Origin of the sequence: Nocardioides limicola (genome assembly GCF_016827675.1) — a bacterium.
GTDB lineage: Bacteria > Actinomycetota > Actinomycetes > Propionibacteriales > Nocardioidaceae > Nocardioides > Nocardioides limicola.
In genome coordinates this window covers 73,848-94,541 of record NZ_JAERJA010000012.1, presented here as the reverse complement: position 1 = coordinate 94,541, position 20,694 = coordinate 73,848, and the positions used below count along the sequence as shown (strand labels likewise).

General features: G+C 71.0%; 22 protein-coding genes. 12 read left to right on the top strand and 10 right to left on the bottom strand.

Annotated features, from left to right (window positions below):
- The first annotated feature begins 1 nt into the window (after position 1).
- Both JKG67_RS16310 and JKG67_RS19130 read left to right on the top strand, forming a co-directional pair.
- Positions 2-1,444, top strand: a complete 1,443-nt coding sequence (locus JKG67_RS16310) for a S8 family peptidase (protein ID WP_203338402.1) — start codon at positions 2-4, stop codon at positions 1,442-1,444.
- Between the two features lie 26 nt (positions 1,445-1,470).
- Complete coding sequence (locus JKG67_RS19130; RefSeq protein ID WP_203338401.1) at positions 1,471-3,822, top strand: CHAT domain-containing protein; 2,352 nt, start codon at positions 1,471-1,473, stop codon at positions 3,820-3,822.
- Positions 3,823-3,922: 100 nt separating this feature from the next.
- On the opposite strand, the gene JKG67_RS16300 is transcribed toward JKG67_RS19130, so the two are convergent.
- The 3 genes from JKG67_RS16300 to JKG67_RS16290 all read right to left on the bottom strand — a co-directional run bounded on the left by JKG67_RS16300 (position 3,923) and on the right by JKG67_RS16290 (position 6,937).
- On the bottom strand, positions 3,923-5,194 hold the full coding sequence (locus JKG67_RS16300) for a S8 family serine peptidase (RefSeq protein WP_203338400.1): 1,272 nt from the start codon (positions 5,192-5,194) through the stop codon (positions 3,923-3,925).
- Between the two features lie 76 nt (positions 5,195-5,270).
- On the bottom strand, positions 5,271-6,458 hold the full coding sequence (locus JKG67_RS16295; protein WP_275403409.1) for an NAD(P)-dependent malic enzyme: 1,188 nt from the start codon (positions 6,456-6,458) through the stop codon (positions 5,271-5,273).
- 125 nt (positions 6,459-6,583) lie between these two features.
- The gene (locus JKG67_RS16290) at positions 6,584-6,937 is read right to left on the bottom strand and encodes a S24/S26 family peptidase (RefSeq protein WP_307816606.1); all 354 of its coding nucleotides are present in this window, start codon (positions 6,935-6,937) and stop codon (positions 6,584-6,586) included.
- 57 nt (positions 6,938-6,994) lie between these two features.
- Between JKG67_RS16290 and sodN the strand changes: the two genes are divergently transcribed.
- From sodN to JKG67_RS16275, 3 genes are read left to right on the top strand one after another with little or no spacing between them, the layout of a single operon-like run.
- Entirely contained in the window at positions 6,995-7,396 is a 402-nt protein-coding gene (gene sodN, locus JKG67_RS16285; protein ID WP_203338398.1) for a superoxide dismutase, Ni, read from the top strand.
- 15 nt (positions 7,397-7,411) lie between these two features.
- On the top strand, positions 7,412-7,792 hold the full coding sequence (locus JKG67_RS16280) for a hypothetical protein (RefSeq protein ID WP_203338397.1): 381 nt from the start codon (positions 7,412-7,414) through the stop codon (positions 7,790-7,792).
- 6 nt (positions 7,793-7,798) lie between these two features.
- Positions 7,799-8,536, top strand: coding sequence for a SigB/SigF/SigG family RNA polymerase sigma factor (locus JKG67_RS16275; RefSeq protein WP_203338396.1), 738 nt, complete (start codon positions 7,799-7,801; stop codon positions 8,534-8,536).
- Positions 8,537-8,548: 12 nt separating this feature from the next.
- Here JKG67_RS16275 and JKG67_RS16270 read toward each other — a convergent pair whose 3' ends face one another.
- The gene (locus JKG67_RS16270; RefSeq protein WP_203338395.1) at positions 8,549-8,941 is read right to left on the bottom strand and encodes a hypothetical protein; all 393 of its coding nucleotides are present in this window, start codon (positions 8,939-8,941) and stop codon (positions 8,549-8,551) included.
- Positions 8,942-9,192: 251 nt separating this feature from the next.
- Between JKG67_RS16270 and JKG67_RS16265 the strand changes: the two genes are divergently transcribed.
- Positions 9,193-9,444: a WhiB family transcriptional regulator gene (locus tag JKG67_RS16265; protein ID WP_203338394.1), complete on the top strand. Its 252-nt coding sequence runs from the start codon at positions 9,193-9,195 to the stop codon at positions 9,442-9,444.
- Between the two features lie 21 nt (positions 9,445-9,465).
- On the opposite strand, the gene JKG67_RS16260 is transcribed toward JKG67_RS16265, so the two are convergent.
- Positions 9,466-10,938 (bottom strand): sensor histidine kinase, encoded by a 1,473-nt coding sequence (locus JKG67_RS16260; RefSeq protein WP_203338393.1) that lies wholly within the window; start codon positions 10,936-10,938, stop codon positions 9,466-9,468.
- 33 nt (positions 10,939-10,971) lie between these two features.
- On the opposite strand from JKG67_RS16260, the gene JKG67_RS16255 reads away from it, so the two are divergent.
- The 4 genes from JKG67_RS16255 to JKG67_RS19275 all read left to right on the top strand — a co-directional run bounded on the left by JKG67_RS16255 (position 10,972) and on the right by JKG67_RS19275 (position 14,108).
- The gene (locus tag JKG67_RS16255) at positions 10,972-11,814 is read left to right on the top strand and encodes a DUF2785 domain-containing protein (protein WP_203338392.1); all 843 of its coding nucleotides are present in this window, start codon (positions 10,972-10,974) and stop codon (positions 11,812-11,814) included.
- A gap of 46 nt (positions 11,815-11,860) precedes the next feature.
- Positions 11,861-13,549 carry an acetolactate synthase gene (locus tag JKG67_RS16250; protein ID WP_203338391.1) on the top strand — a complete coding sequence of 563 codons (1,689 nt, stop codon included), beginning with the start codon at positions 11,861-11,863 and terminating at the stop codon, positions 13,547-13,549.
- A gap of 20 nt (positions 13,550-13,569) precedes the next feature.
- Positions 13,570-13,920, top strand: a complete 351-nt coding sequence (locus JKG67_RS16245) for a thioesterase family protein (protein WP_307816605.1) — start codon at positions 13,570-13,572, stop codon at positions 13,918-13,920.
- 113 nt (positions 13,921-14,033) lie between these two features.
- The gene (locus JKG67_RS19275; RefSeq protein ID WP_370291352.1) at positions 14,034-14,108 is read left to right on the top strand and encodes a 50S ribosomal protein bL37; all 75 of its coding nucleotides are present in this window, start codon (positions 14,034-14,036) and stop codon (positions 14,106-14,108) included.
- Between the two features lie 56 nt (positions 14,109-14,164).
- On the opposite strand, the gene rsrA is transcribed toward JKG67_RS19275, so the two are convergent.
- The 5 genes from rsrA to JKG67_RS16220 form a co-directional block, all read right to left on the bottom strand.
- On the bottom strand, positions 14,165-14,419 hold the full coding sequence (gene rsrA, locus JKG67_RS16240; RefSeq protein ID WP_307816604.1) for a mycothiol system anti-sigma-R factor: 255 nt from the start codon (positions 14,417-14,419) through the stop codon (positions 14,165-14,167).
- Positions 14,416-15,054, bottom strand: coding sequence for a sigma-70 family RNA polymerase sigma factor (locus tag JKG67_RS16235; protein ID WP_203338389.1), 639 nt, complete (start codon positions 15,052-15,054; stop codon positions 14,416-14,418). The genes rsrA and JKG67_RS16235 overlap by 4 nt, the downstream gene beginning before the upstream one ends.
- Before the next feature lie 84 nt (positions 15,055-15,138).
- Positions 15,139-15,786, bottom strand: coding sequence for an alpha/beta hydrolase family protein (locus JKG67_RS16230; RefSeq protein WP_307816603.1), 648 nt, complete (start codon positions 15,784-15,786; stop codon positions 15,139-15,141).
- Between the two features lie 265 nt (positions 15,787-16,051).
- Positions 16,052-16,819 (bottom strand): SOS response-associated peptidase, encoded by a 768-nt coding sequence (locus JKG67_RS16225; protein ID WP_203338388.1) that lies wholly within the window; start codon positions 16,817-16,819, stop codon positions 16,052-16,054.
- 17 nt (positions 16,820-16,836) lie between these two features.
- Positions 16,837-17,373, bottom strand: coding sequence for a hypothetical protein (locus JKG67_RS16220; protein ID WP_238998577.1), 537 nt, complete (start codon positions 17,371-17,373; stop codon positions 16,837-16,839).
- A 388-nt stretch (positions 17,374-17,761) separates the two neighbouring features.
- Between JKG67_RS16220 and JKG67_RS16215 the strand changes: the two genes are divergently transcribed.
- Both JKG67_RS16215 and aroA read left to right on the top strand, forming a co-directional pair.
- Positions 17,762-19,321, top strand: a complete 1,560-nt coding sequence (locus tag JKG67_RS16215; protein ID WP_203338386.1) for a sigma-70 family RNA polymerase sigma factor — start codon at positions 17,762-17,764, stop codon at positions 19,319-19,321.
- A gap of 57 nt (positions 19,322-19,378) precedes the next feature.
- Entirely contained in the window at positions 19,379-20,692 is a 1,314-nt protein-coding gene (gene aroA / locus JKG67_RS16210; RefSeq protein WP_203338385.1) for a 3-phosphoshikimate 1-carboxyvinyltransferase, read from the top strand.
- The last annotated feature ends 2 nt before the right edge of the window (positions 20,693-20,694 follow it).

The following is a 20,694-nucleotide window of genomic DNA, read 5'->3' as shown; positions in this document are numbered from 1 at the left end:
AGTGAAGGACCGCAAGCGTGCCGATTGGCGCCAACAGTTCGACCAGCCGGCGTACCGGGTCAGCAGCACTGACGCCGGCCGGGGGTGGTTCCCGACGGCGTACGTCGCGGACACCCTGCTGATGCCGATCGGCGACGGGGTCGACGAGGAGCTGCGCGAGGTGGGGAGACTGGCCGGCGAACGCGGGTGGAAGATCCACGACGACAAGGCGGTGCGCTTCGCCGGGCCCCACCCCCCGCGACGCACCCACGCCGGGCCGGGTGAGTCCGCCGGGATCGCGGGGGTACGCCGGCTTCGGCTCACCCGGGCCCGTGCCCACCTCGGGCACGACCCCGACGCCTTCCTGCTGCTGCGGGCCTGGCGCGAACGCGGCGGCGGGTCGGCCATCGGCCTCAACCACGTGCTGACACTCGGTCCGCTGATGAGCACGAACCCGCTGATGAGCACGAATCCCCTCATGAGCACCAACCCGCTGATGAGCACCAACCCCCTGATGAGCACCAATCCGGCCGCCAGCTATGCGGTCCCCGGCCTGGGCGGGAAGCAGCCTGTCAATGTGGCCGTGGAGCCTCCGGCCCGCCAGAAGCTGTCGGGGCGACGGGTCACGGTGGCCGTTCTGGACACCGGCTGCGCGGAGCATCCGTGGCTCGATGAGGTCGTCACCCGGCCACAACTCAACGGCACTGAGATCGGGTTGGTGGGCGGCGTCGACGCCGAACGGGTGCCCGATGTCGGCGACCCGATCGACGGGGCCGCCGAACCGGCGGCCGGGCACGGCACCTTCATCGCCGGCTTGATCCGTCAGATCGCCCCGCAGGCCGAGGTGCTGGCGGTGCGGGTCTGCGAGGGCGACGGGGTGATCGACGAGTTCACCCTGATCGAGACCGTGATGCAGTTGGTGGAGTACCAACGCCAGGGGCAGCCGATCGACGTGGTGAACCTGTCACTGAGCTATGTGCACGAGACCGCGGACGACACCGCGTACAGCGAAGCGCTATCGCAGTCGCTGCGACTGCTGCGCGCCGAAGGCACCATGATCGTGGTCTCGGCCGGCAACGCCGCGACCCGTCGTCCGCACTATCCCGCCGCCTTCGCGGACGACCCGGATACGGCCGGGCTGGCGCCCTTGATCTCGGTCGGCGCCACCAATCCCAACGGCACCGTCGCCGCGTTCAGCAACGAGGGAACCTGGGTGAAGTCATGGCAGCCGGGTGCGGCGTTGTTGAGCACCCACCCGATGGTCAACACCGGCGCCGAGCCGCTGATGCGTCACGGGCGCCGGGAGACCCTCGACCCGGACGACTTCTCCGGCGGCTTCGCGGTCTGGAGCGGTACGTCGTTCGCCGCCCCGGTGTTGGCAGCGCGGCTGGCGGCGAAGCTGGAGCCTGCGACCGACCCCGCCGACAGGATCGCCCGCGCCCAGGAGGCACTCGCCCACGGGTGAGGTGAGCCGATCGCTACGCTGAGGGCGTGGCCGAGACTCCCACCGCAACCCAGTTGCATGCCCGGGCCAAGGAGTTGGCCAACGCCGGCAACCTGCCGGCCGCCGAGGCGCTGCTCAACGAGGCGCTGACGCTGGCCATCGGGGCGGCCGAACTCTCCTTGGTCGACGGGACGCTGGCCTACCTGGAGGCCGAGCAGGGCCGCGTCGCGGACGCCGAACAACGTTGCCTGGACGCGCTGAAGCGCCACGGACTGTCGGCCATCAGCGTCGCCGTGCTCCGCGGCCAACTCGGCTTCGTCCGATGGATCGAGGGTCGGACCGCGGAGGCCGTCGACCTGTTCACCGAGGCCATCGACGGGCTCGGCGCCGCCACCGATCCGGACCAGCGGACCACCCTGCTGGCCAACCGTGGCACGGCCCGGATGGAGTTGGCTGACTTCGAAGGAGCCTGGGCCGACCTGACCGCTGCCCTGGACGGCAGCGACCCGGTGGTGGTCGCCAAGTGCCGGCACAATCTCGGGTACCTGCACCTCTTGCGCGGCGACCTCGTCGAAGCACTCCAGCAGATGAACGAGGCCCGGAAGGTGCTGGCCACGCTGGGGCCGGCGGTGACCGCCACCGTCGACATCGACCGCGCCGAGGCGCTCGGCGCCGCTGCCCTGCCCGGCGAGGCGATCGGCCTCCTTCGTGCGGTCCGTCGACGCCTCGACGGCAGTGACCTGTGGCGGATCCAGGCTGATGTGGAAGCTCGCCTCGCCAGTCTGCTGTCCGGACCCGAGGCCATCGCGCTCGCCGAGGCGGCCGCACAGCGCTACGCCGAGCACGGCAACAACGTCGACGCGGACCTCGCCCGCGCCACCGCCCTCCACCTCGAGGCCAGGTCCGCACCCACGCCACCGCACCAGACGCTGACGGAGGTGGCGGAGAGACTGGCCGAGGCCGGTCGGGCGGACGCGGCCCGGGCGCTGCGGGTGCGCGCGGCAGGGCTGCGCGGCGAGTTCCCGGAGCCGGTCCCGGACACGGCGCCGCTGGCCACCCACCTGTTGGCCGGCGAGGTCGCTGCCCGAGTGGCCCTGGGCCGCCACGACCTCGCCGAGGCGCTCCACCGGGCCGGCAGTGCCCTCGACGAACTGGAGACCTGGCAACGCAGCATCGGCAGCCTGGAACTCCAGTCCTCCACCCAACGCCACGGCGAGCAGGTCATCCGGCTCGGACAACAGGCAGCGTTGGCCTCGGCCGACCCCGAGGCCCTCCTGCAGTGGTCCGAGCGGGCCCGCGAGCTCGTCGCCCGCAGTGTGCCGGAGCGACCACCCGAGGAGCTCGGTGACCGGCTTGCCGCGCTGCGACATCTGGGCCCCGACGGGGATCCGGCGGCCAGGGCTCGACTCATCGAGGAGATCCGGCACGGTCGCTGGCAGGCGGGCGGCTCGGTGTCCCCTGCGAAGACGCTGACGCTGTCGGCCCTCAGATCGGCGCTGGGATCGGCCCGGTTCGTGAGCATCCTGGAAGTCGACCGCGCCGTGATCGCGCTGTCCGTGGCCACCGACTCGGTCGAGGTGCACCACCTCGGTGACTGGGATGAGTTGAGGCACCGCCTCGGTGGGCTGCACGCCGATCTGACCATGGCCGCACGGCACGACCTCGCGGTGATCCGGGCGGGCCTGGCCGAGCGTCTCGACGGCATCGACTCCGTGCTGGCCCCAGCCTGGGCGGGTGCGCAGCACCTGGTGTTGACGGTCCCCGACGAACTGTCGCGGATGCCGTGGGGGCAGTTGGGGAGTCTGGCCGGGGTTGCGGTCTCATTGCCGACCTCGGCCACCTCGTGGGTGCGCGCGGCGCAGACCGCCCCCCGCTCGCTCGACGCCCGCACCGTGCTGGTCGGCCCGGGGACCCGGACCGGGCTGGACGAGGCCAAGGGCGTCCACGATGCCTGGCGGTCCGCGGCCCCTGGTGGAGCCACCGTCCACGACGACGCCACCTGCCCGGCCGCGGCCTCGCTGGCCGCGCGCAGCGACCTGCTGCACCTGTGTGCGCACGGGCACGATCGCGACGCCCACCCGCTGCTGGCCTCGGTGCAACTGGCCGATGGCGCGTGGTTCGGCCATGACGTGGAACTGCTGGCCAGCACCCCCGACCTGGTGGTGCTGTCGGCATGCGGCGTCGGTGGTGGCTCGCTGGGGATGGCCCGTGCCTGGCTCCATGCCGGCGCCCGGCACGTGATCGCCGCGCCCGCCGACATCTCCGAGGATGCTGCGGCCGAGCGCTTCCCGAGGCTGCACGCGCGGCTGGCTGCCGGGGTCTCCCCTGCGCTGGCCGTCGCCGAGACGTTCGGGGCCGGAGCGCTCGACTGCGCCGTGCAGTGCTACGGCCCCTCCTGAGTACGCCGCGGCCCGGCACCCCCCGTATTCGGTGCCGGGCCGCGGTCGGTCTCAGTTGGTCGGCCCCCCCGGGGCTGACCGGGTTCGGGGCCGACCCGGTTCAGGGTCGGATCGGGACGGGCTGGATCGGGATGGGCTGGAGCACCATCCGGCTCACCGGCACCTGGACGTTGCCGTAGCCGACCGCCATCGGCGGCAGCGGTGACAACGACTGGGTGGTGAGCATCAGTTCGTTCCACAGGGCCAGTCCCCGTTTGCCCGTCTTCTGCGCCAGCATCGCGGCCACCCCCGCGGCGTGCGGGGTCGCCATCGAGGTGCCGGTCTTGAACCCGTAGGAGCCCTTGTTGGTCGGCACCGCCGAGTAGACCTGCACACCCGGCGCGGCGACGTTGACCTCACCACCGGCACCGTTCAGGCCGAAGCAGGAGAACGAGGCCACGTTGAGGCTCTGGTCCAGTGCCGCGACCGAGAGCACCGAGGGCGCGTTCGCCGGGGAGCCGACCGGCTTGCCGTTGCCGCTGTTGCCGGCGGCGGCGACGATCAGGACGTTGTTGTTCAACGCCCTCAGGGCCGCCTCCTCGTAGTAGGTGTGCGGCAACTGGCCCGGCTGCACCGACGACCCGAGGGACATCGAGATCACCGTGGCCTTCTTGTCGATCGCCCAGTTGATCCCGGCCAGCACCTGCCCCGAGGTGCCGCCACCGGAGTCCGCGAGGACCTTGCCGATGAGCAGTTTGGCGCCATGCGCCACCCCGTAGCGGCGGCCCTGGGTGGGCACCCGCGGCCCGGCTGCCGTGCCGGCACAGTGGGTGCCGTGGCTGTGCCCGTCCTGCACCGTCTGGTTGGGGATGAAGCTCCGGGTGTCCACGATCCGGCCGCCCTGGAAGTCGGGGTGCTGCAGGTCGATGCCCGTGTCCAGGACCGCGATCGTGGTGCCCTGCCCGGACCAGGGTGCCGTGTGCAGCACCGGCGGCATCGCCCGTACGGCGTACAGGCCCCAACTGGCGGTGCTGGTGTCGCCGTAGGTGGCGGCCGCCTCGACGTCGCCGTCGCCGATCGTGACGAACGGGTTGACCGTCGCGGTGCTGCGCTGAGCCGCGTCGACGTGGTCCATGATCGTCACGTACTCCTCGGGCTCCACCGCGATCACCGGACTGGACGGATCCTCGACGGCCGAGCGCAGCAACGCCAGGTGCGCCTCGTCGGCCTCGACGATCGCCATGTTGAGGTGATCGAGCACCTCGCAGTCGGAGTCGCCGCTGGCCTCCGCCACCTGCTGCAGGGCGGCGCTGCCGGCATGCCCGGCAACCGTGACGATGTAACGACCGGTGGGCCCGGTCGGCAGTTCTTCGGTGCTCTCTTCCAGTGACATGGGAGTTCTCCTCGCTGAGGGATTACGTCACTGCTCAGGAGCAGACTTCACCGATGCTGATACAGGCGAGGAGAGGTCAGATCTTGGCGACACCGTCGCGGCGGGCTGCCGCGGCGACGGCGGTCGCCACGGCCGGCGCCACTCTGGGGTCGAACGGGTCCGGGATGATCCGGTCCTCGGTCAACCCGTCGCCCACCAGGTCGGCCAGGGCGTCTGCCGCAGCCACCTTCATCGACTCGGTGATCGCGGTGGCCTGGACGTCGAAGGCCCCTCGGAAGATCCCGGGGAAGGCCAGCACGTTGTTGATCTGATTGGGGAAGTCCGACCGTCCGGTGGCCACGACGCGCGCGTACTTGTGGGCGATGTCGGGATGTACCTCCGGCGTCGGGTTGGCCAGCCCGAAGACGATCGCCTCGGGTGCCATCGACGCGACGTACTCCTCAGGCACGGTGCCGCCGGAGACGCCGATGTAGACGTCGGCGCCGGCGAGGACGTCGGCCAACGTGCCGGATCGGCCGGTGACATCCGCGGTGATCTCGGCCAGTCCGCGCTTCACCGGCGTGAGGTCGCCGCGCTCGGAGTTCAGCACACCCTTGCGGTCGGTGACCGCGAGGTCCCCGATACCGGCCTCCAGCAGGATCTTGGCGACCGCGACACCGGCCGCACCGGCACCGGAGATCACCACCCGGGTGGTCGCCGGGTCCCGTCCGGTCAGCCGCAGCGCGTTCTTCAGCGCCGCGAGCGCCACCACGGCAGTGCCGTGCTGGTCGTCGTGGAAGACCGGGATCGACAGTCGCTCCTTGAGCCGGTCCTCGATCTCGAAGCAGCGGGGTGCGGAGATGTCCTCGAGGTTGATGCCGCCGAAGCTGGGCGCCAGCCTGGCCACCGTCTCGACGATCTCGTCGGTGTCGGTGGTGTCCAGGCAGATCGGCACCGCATCCACGCCGCCGAACTGCTTGAAGAGGACGGCCTTGCCCTCCATCACCGGCATCGCTGCGGCAGGCCCGATGTCACCCAGGCCCAGCACGGCTGTGCCGTCGGTGACCACGGCCACGGTGTTGGGCACCCAGGTGTAGTGCTGGGTCATCGACGGGTCGGCGGCGATCTCCTCGCAGACCCGGGCAACCCCGGGCGTGTAGGCCAGCGCCAGGTCGTGGGCATCGGTGAGCGGCACTCGGGCCACCGTCTCGAGCTTGCCGCCGACGTGCAGGTCGAAGACCGGGTCTCCCTGGTAGGGGTGCGAAGGGTCGCCGGGCGTGGGCAGTTCGTCACCAGAGCCCGTCTGGGCAGGATCTGTCGCAGCCACGTCCCTCACACTCTCCACCTTCACAACTCGTCAAGTCTGGCACAGGTTAGCCACTGCGGTCTCCGGGGCGGCTGTGGTGCGGGTCACTCCCGGTGGCGCCAGCGCGGCGGCCAGACCCTGGCCCGGACCACAGCCAGCACCGCATCGTCGCCGACCGGCCCCCGGTGGCGCGAGTCGACACCGTCCACGGCATTGTCGCTCAGCAGCCACCAGCCCGGCACCCCGGTCCGGGTGTCTCGTCGCTCCACCGCTCGTTTCACCGCCACCGTGCCATCGCCCAGGCGCGCCACCACGACATCCCCCGGACTGACCTCGACACCCCACCTGACCAGCAGCCGGTCACCGTCGCGCAGCCCTGGCTGCATCGAGCGGCCGCGCACCACCGCGATCCCCCAGGTTGACGCCCGGGTCCGCCCCTGCACCCATCTGCCTCGCACGCGGAGTAGTGTCTCACTCGCCACTGTGTCCATCGGTTTGATGAAGGAGTTGCGCCAATGTTCGCCCGACTGTTCGCCCCCGCCATCGAGGTCTCCGCCCACTGTGATCTGCCGTGTGGCGTCTATGACCCCGCTCAGGCCCGGATCGAGGCCGAGTCGATCAAGGCCCTGATCGCCAAGGTCGCCGACAACGACGACCCGGACTTCCGCACCCGCGCGGTGATGATCAAGGAGCAGCGCTCCGAAGAGGTCAAGAAGCACCTGTGGATCCTGTGGACCGACTACTTCAAGCCCCCGCACTTCGAGAAGTACCCGCACCTGCACACGCTGATCAACGAGGCCACCAAGCTGGCCGGCGCCGGCGGCACCAAGGGGACCCTGGACGCCGAGGTCGCCGACCAGTTGTTGGCCAAGATCGACGAGATCGCCGAGATCTTCTGGGCGACGAAGCAGGGCTGAGTCCCTCCCTCGACGATGGACGCGGAGCTTCGAGTACCGGCCGACGGCGCCTTCGTGGCGGTGGTGCGCACCACCGCCACGGGGCTCGCCGCCCGTCTCGACTTCACCATCGACGAACTCGAGGACCTGCGGATGGCGGTCGGCGAGGCGTGTGCTCTGGTGTTGCCCGAGGCGGTGCCCGGCGCCGCCTTGGACTGCCACTTCGCGCTCGCACCCGGCCGGTTCACGATGACGGTCTCAGTGGCCGCCACGGCGCCCGAGTTGGACCGTGACGGCTTCGCCTGGCAGGTCCTGGACGCGCTGGCCGACGATGTGGTCACCGAGATCACCGACGACCGGTTCTCGGTGTCGTTGACCCTGCGCGCGTCACTGGCCGACACGCCCGTGGACCACTGACGGGCGATGTCGGATCGCGAGCGCGTGCAGGCGCTGGTCGCTGCACTGCCCGCCGCCGTCGATGAGTCCGAACGGCTCGCCCTGCGCAACGAGATCGTCGAACTCTCGATGCCCCTGGTGCGGCACTGCGCCGGCCAGTTCTCGGGACGGGGCGAGCCGATGGAGGACCTGATCCAGGTCGGAGTGCTGGCGCTGATCCAGGCCGTCGATCGCTACGACGCCGGGCACGGCGCCGCGTTCTCCACCTACGCCGTCCCGACCGTCCTGGGGGAGCTCAAGAAGCACTTCCGGGACAAGGGCTGGGCGGTCCGGGTGCCCCGGCGCCTGCAGGAGCTCCGCGAGCAGATCTCGCGCTCGCGCAGCGAACTCTCCCTGGCCCTGGGCCGCTCCCCGACACCGGCGGAACTCGCTGCCGCCGTCGGCGTCAGCGTCGAGGAGATCCTGGAAGGACTCGAATCCGCTCAGGCCTACCGCAGCCAGTCGCTGCACGGCGCGGACGACGACGAGCCCGGCCTGGACCAGACCCTGCCCTCCGACGCCGACGACTACGACCTGGTCGAGTTGCGTGAGTCGATCAAGCCGCTGCTCAAGAAGCTGCCGGCCAGGGAGAAGCAGGTGCTGTTGCTCCGGTTCTTCGGCAACAGGTCACAACGCGAGATCGCCGAGGAGATCGGGGTCTCGCAGATGCATGTCTCCCGGGTGCTGACCCGGACCTTGGAGTCGCTGCGAGCCGAACTCGGCTGAACTCGGCTGAACTCAGCCTGCGGACTCGTCCTCGGAGTCGCGCAGGGCGGCCAGCGTGCTCGGCCACAGGATCAGCACCAGCATGGTGACCGACACCGCGGCGAGCACCCAGGCGACCTGACTGGTCCCGCCGCCGCGGAAACTCCACGCGACGCCCAGGTGCAGCAACTGCGCCAGCACGATCGGGCTGCGCGCCCACACCACCAGCCTGGACAGCCCCCACCCGCAGGCGACCAGCCCGGCCCCGTAGCCGGCGAAGAAGATGCCGGTGGTCAGGCCGACCTCGGGTCGGCTGCCGCTGGTCGCCGCCAGTTCGAGGACGCCGTAGCCGATGAGGACGACGCCCTGCAGCACCGCCAGTGCGGCGGCGAGCAGGAGCGGGCGTGGGAGGCGCGTTTGGGTCACCCAGGGATGCTATCCAGACGACGGTTTCAGACCCGTCGACGGTGCCCCGGAGACGAATGTGACGAATGCGACGTGCCTGGGGGGGTTGTCACGAGGCCGATCTCTTGCCACCCTGTTCCGTGCAAGTCCCCGCACGTAGGTCGACCCTGCCCTCCGACGTTCGAGGGTGGGTGTGATTTGCGGAGTGGGGTTCCGGCGTGCCCGGCCACCCCTCGGGCAGCCCGACGACAAGGAAGCGAGTCCCCCAAGCCATGGATTGGCGCCATCGTTCCGAATGCCTCGACGAGGATCCGGAGCTGTTCTTCCCGATCGGCAACACCGGTCCGGCCATTCTCCAGATCGAGGAGGCCAAGCAGGTGTGCCGTCGCTGCGAGGTGCGCGAGCAGTGTCTCGCGTGGGCGCTGGAGGCTGGCCAGGACCACGGCGTGTGGGGTGGTCTGAGCGAGGACGAGCGGCGGGCGCTGAAGCGTCGCAACGCACGGGCGCGGGTGCGCACCGCCTGACCGGCGCGGCCCTGTGAGGGGTCAGTCGGACTCGCCCAGCGGGATGTCGATCTCGGCGCGGGTCCCCCCGGAGGCGGCCGACCCGAGGGCCAGCTGACCGCCAAGCTCGGACTCGACGAGGGTCCGCACGATCGAGAGCCCCAGACTCACCGAGGTGTCGAGGTCGAAACCTTCGGGAAGCCCCTGGCCGTCGTCGGTGATCCGCACGTGCAGTCGGCCGACGAGGGTGTCGGCCTCGACCAGGATCTGACCGTCGGCATCGTCGGTGAGCGGCCAGCCGTGCTCGACGGCGTTCTGGAGCAGTTCGGTGAGCACCATCGCCAGCGGCGTGGCCACCTCGGCCGGGAGCACCCCGAACGAGCCGCGGCGCAGCACCCGTGCCCGGCTGGCGCCGACGTCGGTGACCATCCGACCCAGCCGATCGGCGATGCTGTCGAACTCGACGTGCTCCTCGTCGGTCTGGCTCAACGTCTCGTGCACCAGGGCGATCGAGCCGACCCGGCTGACCGCCTCCTCGAGCGCATGCCTGGCGCTGGGCTCGGTGACTCGCCGGGCCTGCAGCCGGAGCAGGGCCGCCACCGTCTGCAGGTTGTTCTTGACCCGATGGTGGATCTCCCGGATCGTCGCATCCTTGGTGATCAACTCTCGGTCCCGGCGGCGCAGTTCGGTGACGTCCCGAAGCAGGATCAACGCACCCACATGCTCCCCCGCGGGTCGCAGCGGGATGGACCGCAGCACCAGGGTGACGCTGCCGCCGCCGAGTTCGGTGTCCCGGTGCACCCGGCCCCCGAGCACCGCGCTCAACGTCTCCTCGTCGGTGCGCCGGCGGGGCGGGACCAGGGCCCGGGTGACGTCGGCGAGCAGGTCGCCGGTGAGGTCGTCGGAGTGGCCGAGGCGGTGATAGACCGAGGTCGCGTTCGGACTCGCGTAGACGACCCGGCCGCCGGCGTCGACGCGGATGAATCCGTCGCCCACCCGGGGCGTGTCGGCATGGTCGCTGCGCTGGCCCGGCACCGGGAAGGCGCCGCGGGAGATCATCCGGGTCAGATCGTCGGCCGCTTGGAGGTAGGACAACTCCAACCGGCTCGGGGTGCGGAACCCGATCAGGTTGGTGGTCCGGGCGATGACCGCGATGACCGTGTCGGCGCGGCGCACCGGGATCGCCTCCACCCGCACCGGGACGTCGTCGCGCCACTCCGGGTCACCGTCACGCACCAGCCGCCCGGTGCTCCACGCCTGGTCCACCATCGGCCGTCGACCCGTCGGCAGGAAGGTGCCGATCAGATCATCCACGAACGCGGTCGGGCCGGTGGTGGGACGTTTCTGGGCCCCTGCCCAGAAGCCACGCCCGTCCTGATCAGGCAACCAGAGCACCAGATCGGCGAAGGAGAGGTCGGCGATGATCTGCCAGTCGGCGAGCAACGACTGCAGCCAGGCGACGTCGTCGGGCTGCAGCGTGGTGTGGCCCGCCACCACATCGGTCAGGGTCGGCACCCGGCCAGCGTAGAGGGCTGGCAGGATTGCCTCATGACAACCTCGGGGTTCTGGCAGCAGGTGCAGGCCGACGGCCTGCGCGTCCCCGCTCAACGCCCGCTCGACGACCTGACCGCCGAACTCACCGCGATGCTCGGGTCCCCGGACCCGGAGACCCGGGACGGGTTGGCCTATCCGGCGCTGGCCACCTGGATCCACCGGGGTGTGTACGACGATCTGCTGCGCGGCCTCGGCGACGGCATCGCCACCGGACTGCTGACCGGCCTGGGTGAGTCGGGCACCGACTCGGTGTTCCGGCGCAGCTGGTCGGCGCTGGTGCTCGGTGAGTGCCTGGCCCGGGACAACGAGGTGCTCCGCCTCGAGGCGGCCACGGTGCTCCGGTGGGGTGATCACCTGGCCACCTGGCTGCTGCGGGAGCAGGACCTGCGCGGCTACGTCCCCGGTCAAGGGTGGGCGCACGCGATCGCGCACGGCGCCGACGCGTTGAGTCAACTGGCCAGATCCCGCCATCTCGAGCAACCCGAACTCACCGCGATCCTGGACGTGGTGGCCGACCGGGTGACCGTCCCAGGGGCCCGGCTGAACTCCGGGGAGCCGGATCGTCTGGCGACCACGGTGATGGCTCTGTTGGGCCGCGACCTGCTGCCGCTGAGCCTGCTGGAGCCGTGGGTGAACCGGCTCCGTCTCGCCGCCACGGCCCGGGTCGCCGGCGACCGGGACCCCTACGACGCGACCGGGAACGCGGAGGCGTTCCTGCGGGCGCTGCACCTGCAGGTCGTGCTCTCCCCACAGGCCCCGTCGTTGCGCGCGGACCTGCTGCTGGTGCTGGTGGACGCGCTCCGGGCCAGCAACGCGCGTCACTTGATCGGCTACTGACCGCGACCGCACCAGCGGTGCGGCGGACTCCGGTAGGTTCGGGCGCATGAGTTCCGAGACCCTTCCCGAAACCGGATCCCACGCCGACGAGCTCACCGGACACTGCGGCCAGGTCGCCGTCGAGGTGGCCCGCAGTCACGGTGTGGAGACGATGTTCACGCTGTCGGGAGCGCACGTCTTCCCGATGTACGACGGGGCGGTGAAGGCCGAGCCGCCGATGCGGCTGGTGGACGTGCGGCACGAGCAGACCGCGGCCTTCGCGGCCGAGGCGACCGGGAAGCTGACCCGGACCCCGGGCCTGGCCGTGCTGACGGCCGGGCCGGGCGTCACCAACGGCGTCAGTGCGGTGGCCCAGGCCCAGTTCTCCGGCTCCCCGATGGTGGTGGTCGGCGGCCGCGCCCCGGCCGGCCGGTGGGGCAGCGGGAGCCTGCAGGAGCTCGACCATCCGCCGATCCTGGCGCCGGTCTCCAAGTTCGCCCGCACCATCGGTTCGTCCGCCGAGATCGCCGATGGGATGGACGCCGCGTTCGCGGCCGCTGGCGCCCCGCACCGTGGTCCCGCCTTCGTGGACGTGCCGATGGACTCGTTCTTCGACACCGTCACCGTGCCCACCCCGATCGCGGCGGCCACCGAGGTGATCGAGCCCGACCCCGACGCGTTGGCCGAGATCGCCGAACTCCTCAGCGAGGCCAGGCATCCGGTGCTGGTGCTGGGCACCGACGTGTGGGCCGACCGCGCAGAAGAGGCTGCGTTGCGGCTGGTGGAGGCGTTCGGCATCCCCACCCTGACCAACGGGATGGGCCGCGGCCTGCTGCCGGGCGGGCACCCGCTGCTGGTCACCAAGGCGCGAGGTCAGGCGTTGAGTTCGGCAGACCTGGTGGTGGTGGTCGGCACACCACTGGACTTCCGGCTCGGCTACGGCGTCTTCGGCGGCAAGGACGGCGGTCCGACCGCCCAGGTCGTCCACATCGCCGACTCCCCCGGCCAGGTGTCGCGGCACGCAGCCCTGGCCGGCTCCGCGTTCGGGGACCTGACCCGATGCCTGGACGGCCTGCGGACGGCCGTGGAGGCGCTGGTGCGCCGCCCTGACTGGGCAGCCTGGTCGGCGTCGCTGACCGACGCGGTGAAGGTCGCCACCGAGCGTGACGCGATGCTGCTCGCCGCGGAGGCCGACCCGATCCATCCGGCGCGCATCTACGGTGAGCTGGCGCCCCGGCTCGCCGACGACGCGGTGGTGATCGGTGACGGCGGCGACTTCGTCAGTTTCGCCGGCAAGTTCGTGGAGCCGGCCCGCCCCGGCTGCTGGCTCGACCCGGGCCCCTACGGGTGCCTCGGAGCCGGCCTCGGAGCAGCCATCGCGGCCCGGATCGCCCGCCCCTCGGCCCAGGTGGTGCTGCTGCTCGGCGACGGCGCGGCCGGGTTCTCGCTGATGGACGTGGACACCCTGGTCCGGCACCGGCTGCCGGTGGTGATGGTGGTCGGGAACAACTCGGCCTGGGGGCTGGAGAAGGGGCCGATGCAGCTGATCTACGGCTACGACGTGGCAGCGGACCTCGCGCAGCGCACGGCGTACCACGAGGTCGTGAAGGCGCTGGGCGGCGCCGGCGAGATGGTGACCGATCCGGCCGGGATCGGTCCCGCCCTCGACCGGGCGTTCGCTTCCGGCGTGCCGTATCTGATCAACGTGATCACCGACGTGGAGGCGGCCTACCCACGCAACACCCTGGGGATCTGAGGGCGTCGATGAGGTTCACGGTGACCGACGCGGACACTGCGATCGCGGTGGGTTCGGGCTCGCTGCCGGTGTTGGGGACCCCCCGACTGCTGGCCTGGTGTGAGGCGGCCACCTGCGCTGCCCTCGACGCGGTGCTGCCCGAGGGGGCCACCTCGGTGGGCACCCGGATGCAGGTGGAGCACCTGGCGGCCTCAGCGGTGGGCCGTGACCTCGACGTGGTCGCCGAGGAGACGTACGCCGACGGGCGGCTGCACCGCTTCACCGTCACCGCGCGGCACGTCGGCGGTGACGACGACAGTCGCCTGGTCGGCACTGCCGAGGTGACTCGGGTGGTGGTGGACGCCGAAAGCTTCCTGTCCCGGCTGGGCTGAGTCCGGCGCAGCAGGGGTGCGTCGGGGGTGATTTCGCGGGCCCGCGACCGCCATGGGAGACTGGGTGGCCGTGCCGCGCCTCCGGTGTGGCGTGGACCGATGAGGAGGACACCATGGGCAAGACCGGCCGCAAGCGGCGCGCGCGCCGCAAGAAGGGCGCGAACCACGGCAAGCGTCCCAACACCTGACGCAGCAGTGCACTGACGTGACCCCCGTACCCACCCGGTGCGGGGGTTTGCGCTTCTCAGCCCTCGCTGATCCGCAGTTGGACGTGGTGGATCTCGAGCATCACCTTGGCACGCAGGTCCTCAGGCGCCTTCTCCGCGCAGGAGCGGGCGACGAGTTGCTTGACGGTGCGCTCGAGGTCATGGGCATGTCGACAGGGTCCGCACTCCTCGAGGTGCCGGCGCACATCCGCGCACCCGGACGCATCGAGTTCATTGTCGAGCAGTCTGACGATCTGCTGGAGGTACTCCATGCACTCACGGTCGTCGTTCACGAGGTGGCCTCCTGGACGGTCGCCGCGGGCAGCAGGTCGTGCTCGCGCACGTAGTCGGCCAGCATGTCCCGCAACTGGCGCCGGCCACGGTGCAGGCGCGACATCACGGTGCCGATCGGGGTGTCCATGATCTCGGCGATCTCCTTGTAGGGAAATCCCTCCACGTCCGCGAGATAGACAGCGAGCCGGAACTCCTCGGGCAGACGCTGCAGCGCCTCCTTCACCTCGGAGTCGGGCAAGTGCTCGAGCGCCTCGGCCTCGGCTGACTTCAGCCCGCCGGGCGTGTGTGACTCGGCCCGGTGCAGTTGCCAGTCCTCGACGTCTTCGGCCATGGACTGCTGCGGCTGCCGCTGCTTCTTGCGGTAGGAGTTGATGAAGGTGTTGGTCAGGATCCGGTACAGCCAGGCCTTGAGGTTGGTGCCGGGTCGGTACTGGTGGAAGGACGAGTACGCCTTGGCGAACGTCTCCTGCACGAGGTCCTCGGCATCGGCCGGGTTGCGGGTCATCCGCATCGCCGCCGAGTAGAGCTGGTCGAGGTAGGGCAGGGCGTCGCGTTCGAACCTGGCCGCGCGGTCGGCGGGGCTCTCGGTGGTCACGTCGACATCGGGTGAGTCGAGGTTGGGTGAGTCGCTCATCGTCCCCCAGCGTACGTGCAACACGCCGTCGTCGCTGCTGACGGGGTGCGCTGCGGTGAGTGTGTCCACACCTGCTCGAACGCGTCAGGCGTCCGGGTCATTCCCCATCACGTCGCGCATCATCCACTCCAGGGTCGCCTCGACGATGATGGCCAGCGCCTGGTCCTGGGTGATTTCGGCACTCTTGGGCACCCGGAAGCTGTGGTCGGCGCCGGGCACGACCGCCAGGTCGACTCCGCGCGGGAACTCCTCGGGCCGACCGAACGGGTCTCGCTCGCCCTGGATCACCATGGTCGGCACCCGGGCAGCGGTGAGTTCGTCCAGGCGCGACTTCTCCGGCTTGCCCGGCGGGTGCAACGGGAAGGCCAGGGCCAGCGCGCCGGCCGCCCCCAGTGCCCGGGCGCACCGGACCGCGGACCGGGCTCCTGCCGAGCGGCCACCGACCACCAGCGGAGTCCGGGTGCGGATCCGGTTCGCGGCCGCGATCAGCCCCTCGTCGAGGGTGCCTGGTGCGCTGGCGACCTTCTTGCCGGCCACCCGCCACGGCTGCTCGAACCGGAGCACGGTGATCCCCAACCGGGGCAGGTTGGTGGCCAGCGCCTCCAGATCCGGGGTGTCGATGCCGTTGCCGGCGCCATGGCTGAGCAGCAGTGTCGTCTCCGGCCGCCGGGCGCGATTGACCACCAGTCGTCCGTCGCCGTGCGGGGTGTCGATGATCATCTCCTGGGGCACGGCACCATCCTCGCGGACTCGGGACCTCTCCGGTAGAGGTGGGCTCCGCTACGCGATCGTTCTGCGCAGCCTGGCGTAGGACCCGCGGCGCTGGTACAGAACGCCCTTCTCGACGAGCAGGTTCACGCCCTTCGCTGCGGTAGCGGGGTTGATGCGGGAGAAGGCAGCGAGCTCGCTGGTTGGCGGAGCGCGCTCCTCTTCTCCGAGAGCGCCGCCGACGATCTGTTCATCGGTGCAGCCCCTCAACCGCGAAGGGCCACCGGCCTCACGGACTCGGGACCTCTCCGGCAGAGGTGGGCTCGGCGGGCATTGGTTCGACCAGTTCCGGACCGTTGTTGCGGACGTTGCCGACCGCGGTGGAGACCGGGTAGGCCACCAGTCGGCCGGGAGCGGCCGGACTGAGCAGCGCCAGCGCGTCGGCGGCCGAGGTCAGCCGCGGGTCCAGCCAGGCACTGCGGGCCTCGGGGTCGAGCATCATCGGCATCCGGTCGTGGATCCGACCGAGGTCGTCGGTGGCCTCGGTGGTGATCACGGTCGAGGTCCACCGGAAGGCGGCCGGGTCGCCCTCGGCGCGGGTGGGGTCCCGCCAGATCTCATACAGCCCGGCCATCGCCAGGGTGCCGGAGTCGCTGGGACGGATGAAGAACGGTTGCTTGACCGGCTTGCCGCGGGCATCGGTGCGGTCGGTGGCATACCACTCGTAGTAGCCGTCAGCGGGCAACAAGCAGCGACGTACGCCGAGCGCCTTGCGGAACGCGGGCTTCTCGGCGAGCGTCTCGACACGCGCGTTGATCAGCCGGGAGCCGATCGACGGGTCCTTCGCCCACGACGGCACCAGCCCCCAGGTGAGCACCCGCAGCTGCCGCTCCGGCTCCTCCGCTGCCCGGGGTGGCCGCTCCAGGACGGCGTACACCTCCTTGGTCGGCGCGACGTTGTAGTCGGCGGCCAGCGGTGCGGCGATGCGAGGCTGATCGACCTCGAACTCCTCGATCAGATCCTCGGGTCGCCGACTCGATGCGTACCGCCCACACATGCGCCCCAGCATAGGGCTCAGGTGCGGGCGAGCTCCTCGACCAGAAGTCCGGCACCGACGTCCGTGGAGGGCAGGCCCTCGATCCAGACCCGGACGTTGCGGTCACCGAGCATCCGACGCAACAGCGCGACCCGGCGACCGAGCATCTCGTCACGCTCGGTGAGCACCAGGACGCGACTGTTCCCGCCCCGGGCGACGGTCTCGGGGCCGGCGAAGACGGTGCGCGCCAGGTGCCCGACGCGGGCCGCGTGCAGCGCGTGCGAGATCGGATCGTCGGCCGGCGCCGCCAGATCCTCGATCACGACGATCGCGTGACCACGTGCGCCAGCCGGCTCTCGGAGCCCTCCCCGGTAGAGCTCCGAGAGCCGGCTGCGCAGGTGCGCCGTGCTGGACAGCCCGGTGACTGGGTCCTCGCACGACATCTGGTGGACAAGCGCCAACGTGACCTCACTCCAAGCCACGCTGAGCGCATGAGTGACGCCGAACTCGGGATCCGCTCCGGTCACCAGCTGCGTTGCCTCCCGCAACGTCGCCAGTGCCTCGTGGAGCGACATGCCGTCCTCGGCCAATCTCGTGCCCACCTCCGCGGCGGCCTCCGAAGGGTCTGATCCCGAGGCAAGGGCCTCCCCTACTGCCTCGAAGCCAGGCGGCAGTGCCGCCCGCTGCCTCGAGGACAGGTCCGTCCCTGCCTCGGGACCCCGGGAGGGGCGTTGTCGCGTTGCGAACAATCCCACTCTCCTGACCCCCTCGGTGTCCGTCTCGGTGATCCGTTGGTCCGCGGATCTACTGATGAGACCGACCTCAGCAGCCCCCATGACGCGAGTTCGGAGAAAGATTTCGATCGGGTCACGCCTCGGGTTTCCGACTCGTTTCGGTGCCGCATTCGCACGCGCGTGAGAAAATAGGGCGTGATTCAAGACCGACTGGATCGTTGAGGGCTGCGTGAGCACAGCCCTTCCCCGCCTCGATGGCCCCGCAGACGCCGAACTGATCTCGGCCGTGCGGGGTGGGGACCTCGACGCCTACGGCGACCTCTTCGCCCGTCACGTCGAGGCGGCGCGTCGGCTGGCCCGCCAACTGGTCTCCGCCGGGGACGTCGACGACCTGGTCTCGGATGCGTTCGCGAAGGTGCTCGGAGTGCTGCAGCGCGGGGGTGGTCCGGATGTGGCCTTCCGCGCCTACCTGCTGACCTCGGTCCGCCGCCTGCACATCGACAAGATCCGCGCCGGCAAGAAGCTGCACACCACCGACGACCTCGAGGCGTTCGACCCCGGCGTCCCGTTCCAGGACACCGCCATCGAGGGCTTCGAGAGTGCGGCGGCGGCGAAGGCGTTCGCCTCGCTCCCGGAACGCTGGCAGTTGGTCCTGTGGCACACCGAGGTCGAGGGGCACAAGCCGGCTGAGGTGGCCCCGCTGCTGGGGATGACCGCCAACTCGGTGGCGGCCCTGGCCTACCGGGCCCGTGAGGGGTTGCGGCAGGCGTTCCTGAACATGCACATCCAGGAGATGGAGGACGACACCTGCCGGTGGACCCATGACCATCTGGGGGCCTACGTCCGTGACGGGATCTCCCGCCGGGACGCCACCAAGGTCGAGGCGCACCTGGACGAGTGCCGCAAGTGCATGGCGATCTACCTCGAGTTGACCGAAGTGAACTCGAACCTGTCCGCCCTGCTGGCTCCGCTGCTGTTGGGCACCGCAGCCACCGGCTACCTGGCGGCCACCTCAGGGTTGGTGGCCAAGGGCGGGCTGCTGTTCCTGCTGGAGCGAGGCCGGGATGTGGTGCTCAGCAACGGCCCGACCAGTGCAGTGGCCGGCGTGGCTGCGGCGGCGGTGGTTGCGGGCGGCACCTTCGTGGCGCTCAACATCGGCGACGACGACGCCCCCGTCACCCAACCACCGGCCGCCACCAGTCCGCAGGCACCGGCGGAGCGCTCACCGACGGCCGACCCGGAGCCGGAGCCAGAACCAGAACCAGAGCCGGTGACCACGCCACCCCCGGCAGCGTCCCCGGCACCGACCACGCCGGCACCCACCACGCCGGCACCGACCACTCCGCCACCGACGGCCGCGCCCCCCACCCAGTCGCCGTCGCCCACCCCGTCACCGTCCCCGGAGCCGGAGCCCGAGCCGGAGCCCGAGCCCGAGCCTGAGCCTGAGCCCGAGCCCGTGTTCGTCGACCTGGGCGTCACCCTCCGCGACAGCGGCGGCCTGGTGACCGGCCTGCTGGTGGCTCGGGTGACCGCCACCGTCACCGGCCTGACCCCGGGGGTGACCGCCACCTTGACCGTCAGCCACGACGGGCAACGGCCGATCCGCCGAGCCCCCGACGGCTGCACGGTCTCGGGCACCGAGGCGACCTGCACGGTCACCGAGGACGGCGACTTCACCTTCGTCTTCGGCAACCTGCTCCGACTCACCACGGTGACCGCCACGGTGGCCCCCGACGGGGATGTCCAGGACCCGGATCCGAGCAACAACACCGCCACCCTCGCGGTGTGAGGCACGGCCGGGCCACCCCACTACGCTCCCCTACTCACCCCACTACCCTTGGACCTCGTGACCACCCCCCCGACCACCCCGCTGGCCGACCTCCCTGCCGACCTGCCTGCCAACCCCTGGCCGGCACCGCGCGCCCGGCAGCCCATCTCGGCGACCGTGTCGCTGCCCGGGTCCAAGTCGCTGGCCAACCGGGCGTTGCTGCTCGCCGCCCTGGCCGACGGCCCGTCAGTGGTACGCCGTGCCCTGCGGTCACGGGACACTCTGCTGATGGCAGCGGCACTCCGCGCGTTGGGCGCCGAGATCGACACCGAGGGCGATGACTGGCAGGTGACCCCGGCCACCTGGGACTCCGCAGCCGCCGAGATCGACTGTGGGCTGGCCGGCACCGTGATGCGGTTCGTGCCGCCGATCGCCGCGCTGAACCGGGGCCGGATCGGGTTCGACGGCGACCCACACATGCGCACCCGGCCGGTCGGGCAGATGCTCGAGGCGCTGCGCACCCTGGGTGTCACGATCGAGGATGCCGGCCGCGGCGCCCTGCCGTTCACCGTGCACGGCGCCGGGACCGTGCCCGGCGGCGTCGTCGTCATCGATGCCTCGTCGTCCTCCCAGTTCATCTCCGCGCTGCTGCTGGCCGGTGCCCGCTACGCCGACGGTGTCGACGTACGCCACGACGGCAAGCCGGTGCCCTCCCTGCCGCACATCGAGATGACGGTGGCGATGCTGCGGGAGCGGGGGGTGCAGGTGACCGAGGAGGCGAACCGGTGGCGGGTGGCGCCCGGCCCGATCGCGGCCCTGGACACCGTCATCGAGCCGGACCTGTCCAACGCCGCCCCCTTCCTGGCACTGGCTGCGGTCTCCGGTGGCACCGTCACCGTCCGGGACTGGCCGGCCAGCACCACCCAGCCCGGTGACGAACTCCGCGACATCCTGGCCCGGATGGGCTGCACGGTCGACCGCACCGAGGCGGGCCTCCGGGTCGCGGGCAGCGGCCGACTCCAGGGCGTCGACCTCGACCTGCACGACATCGGGGAACTGACGCCGGCGATCGCCGCGCTCTGTGCGGTGGCCGAGACCCCCTCCCGACTGCGGGGTGTGGCCCACATCCGCGGCCACGAGACCGACCGGTTGGCTGCGCTGGCCACCGAACTCACCGCCCTGGGGGCCGCTGTCACCGAGCACCCGGACGGACTCGACATCGCGCCGGCACCGCTGCACGGGGGCATCTTCCACACCTACGCCGACCATCGGATGGCGCATGCCGGCGTGATCCTGGCGGCAGCCGTCGACGACGTACTGGTGGAGGACATCGGCACCACCTCGAAGACGTTCCCGGACTTCGCGGACGCCTGGTCGAGGCTGTGGAACTGATG

Excerpts from the sequence above, each read along its gene's own strand:
- JKG67_RS16225 (WP_203338388.1), bottom strand. The coding sequence starts at position 16,819 with ATGTGTGGGCGGTACGCATCGAGTCGGCGACCCGAGGATCTGATCGAG.
- JKG67_RS16235 (WP_203338389.1), bottom strand. The coding sequence starts at position 15,054 with ATGAGCGACTCACCCAACCTCGACTCACCCGATGTCGACGTGACCACC.
- JKG67_RS16220 (WP_238998577.1), bottom strand. The coding sequence starts at position 17,373 with ATGTCGCTCCACGAGGCACTGGCGACGTTGCGGGAGGCAACGCAGCTG.
- JKG67_RS16265 (WP_203338394.1), top strand. The coding sequence starts at position 9,193 with ATGGATTGGCGCCATCGTTCCGAATGCCTCGACGAGGATCCGGAGCTG.
- JKG67_RS16280 (WP_203338397.1), top strand. The coding sequence starts at position 7,412 with ATGGACGCGGAGCTTCGAGTACCGGCCGACGGCGCCTTCGTGGCGGTG.
- JKG67_RS16300 (WP_203338400.1), bottom strand. The coding sequence starts at position 5,194 with ATGTCACTGGAAGAGAGCACCGAAGAACTGCCGACCGGGCCCACCGGT.
- sodN (WP_203338398.1), top strand. The coding sequence starts at position 6,995 with ATGTTCGCCCGACTGTTCGCCCCCGCCATCGAGGTCTCCGCCCACTGT.
- JKG67_RS16255 (WP_203338392.1), top strand. The coding sequence starts at position 10,972 with ATGACAACCTCGGGGTTCTGGCAGCAGGTGCAGGCCGACGGCCTGCGC.
- JKG67_RS16275 (WP_203338396.1), top strand. The coding sequence starts at position 7,799 with ATGTCGGATCGCGAGCGCGTGCAGGCGCTGGTCGCTGCACTGCCCGCC.
- JKG67_RS16250 (WP_203338391.1), top strand. The coding sequence starts at position 11,861 with ATGAGTTCCGAGACCCTTCCCGAAACCGGATCCCACGCCGACGAGCTC.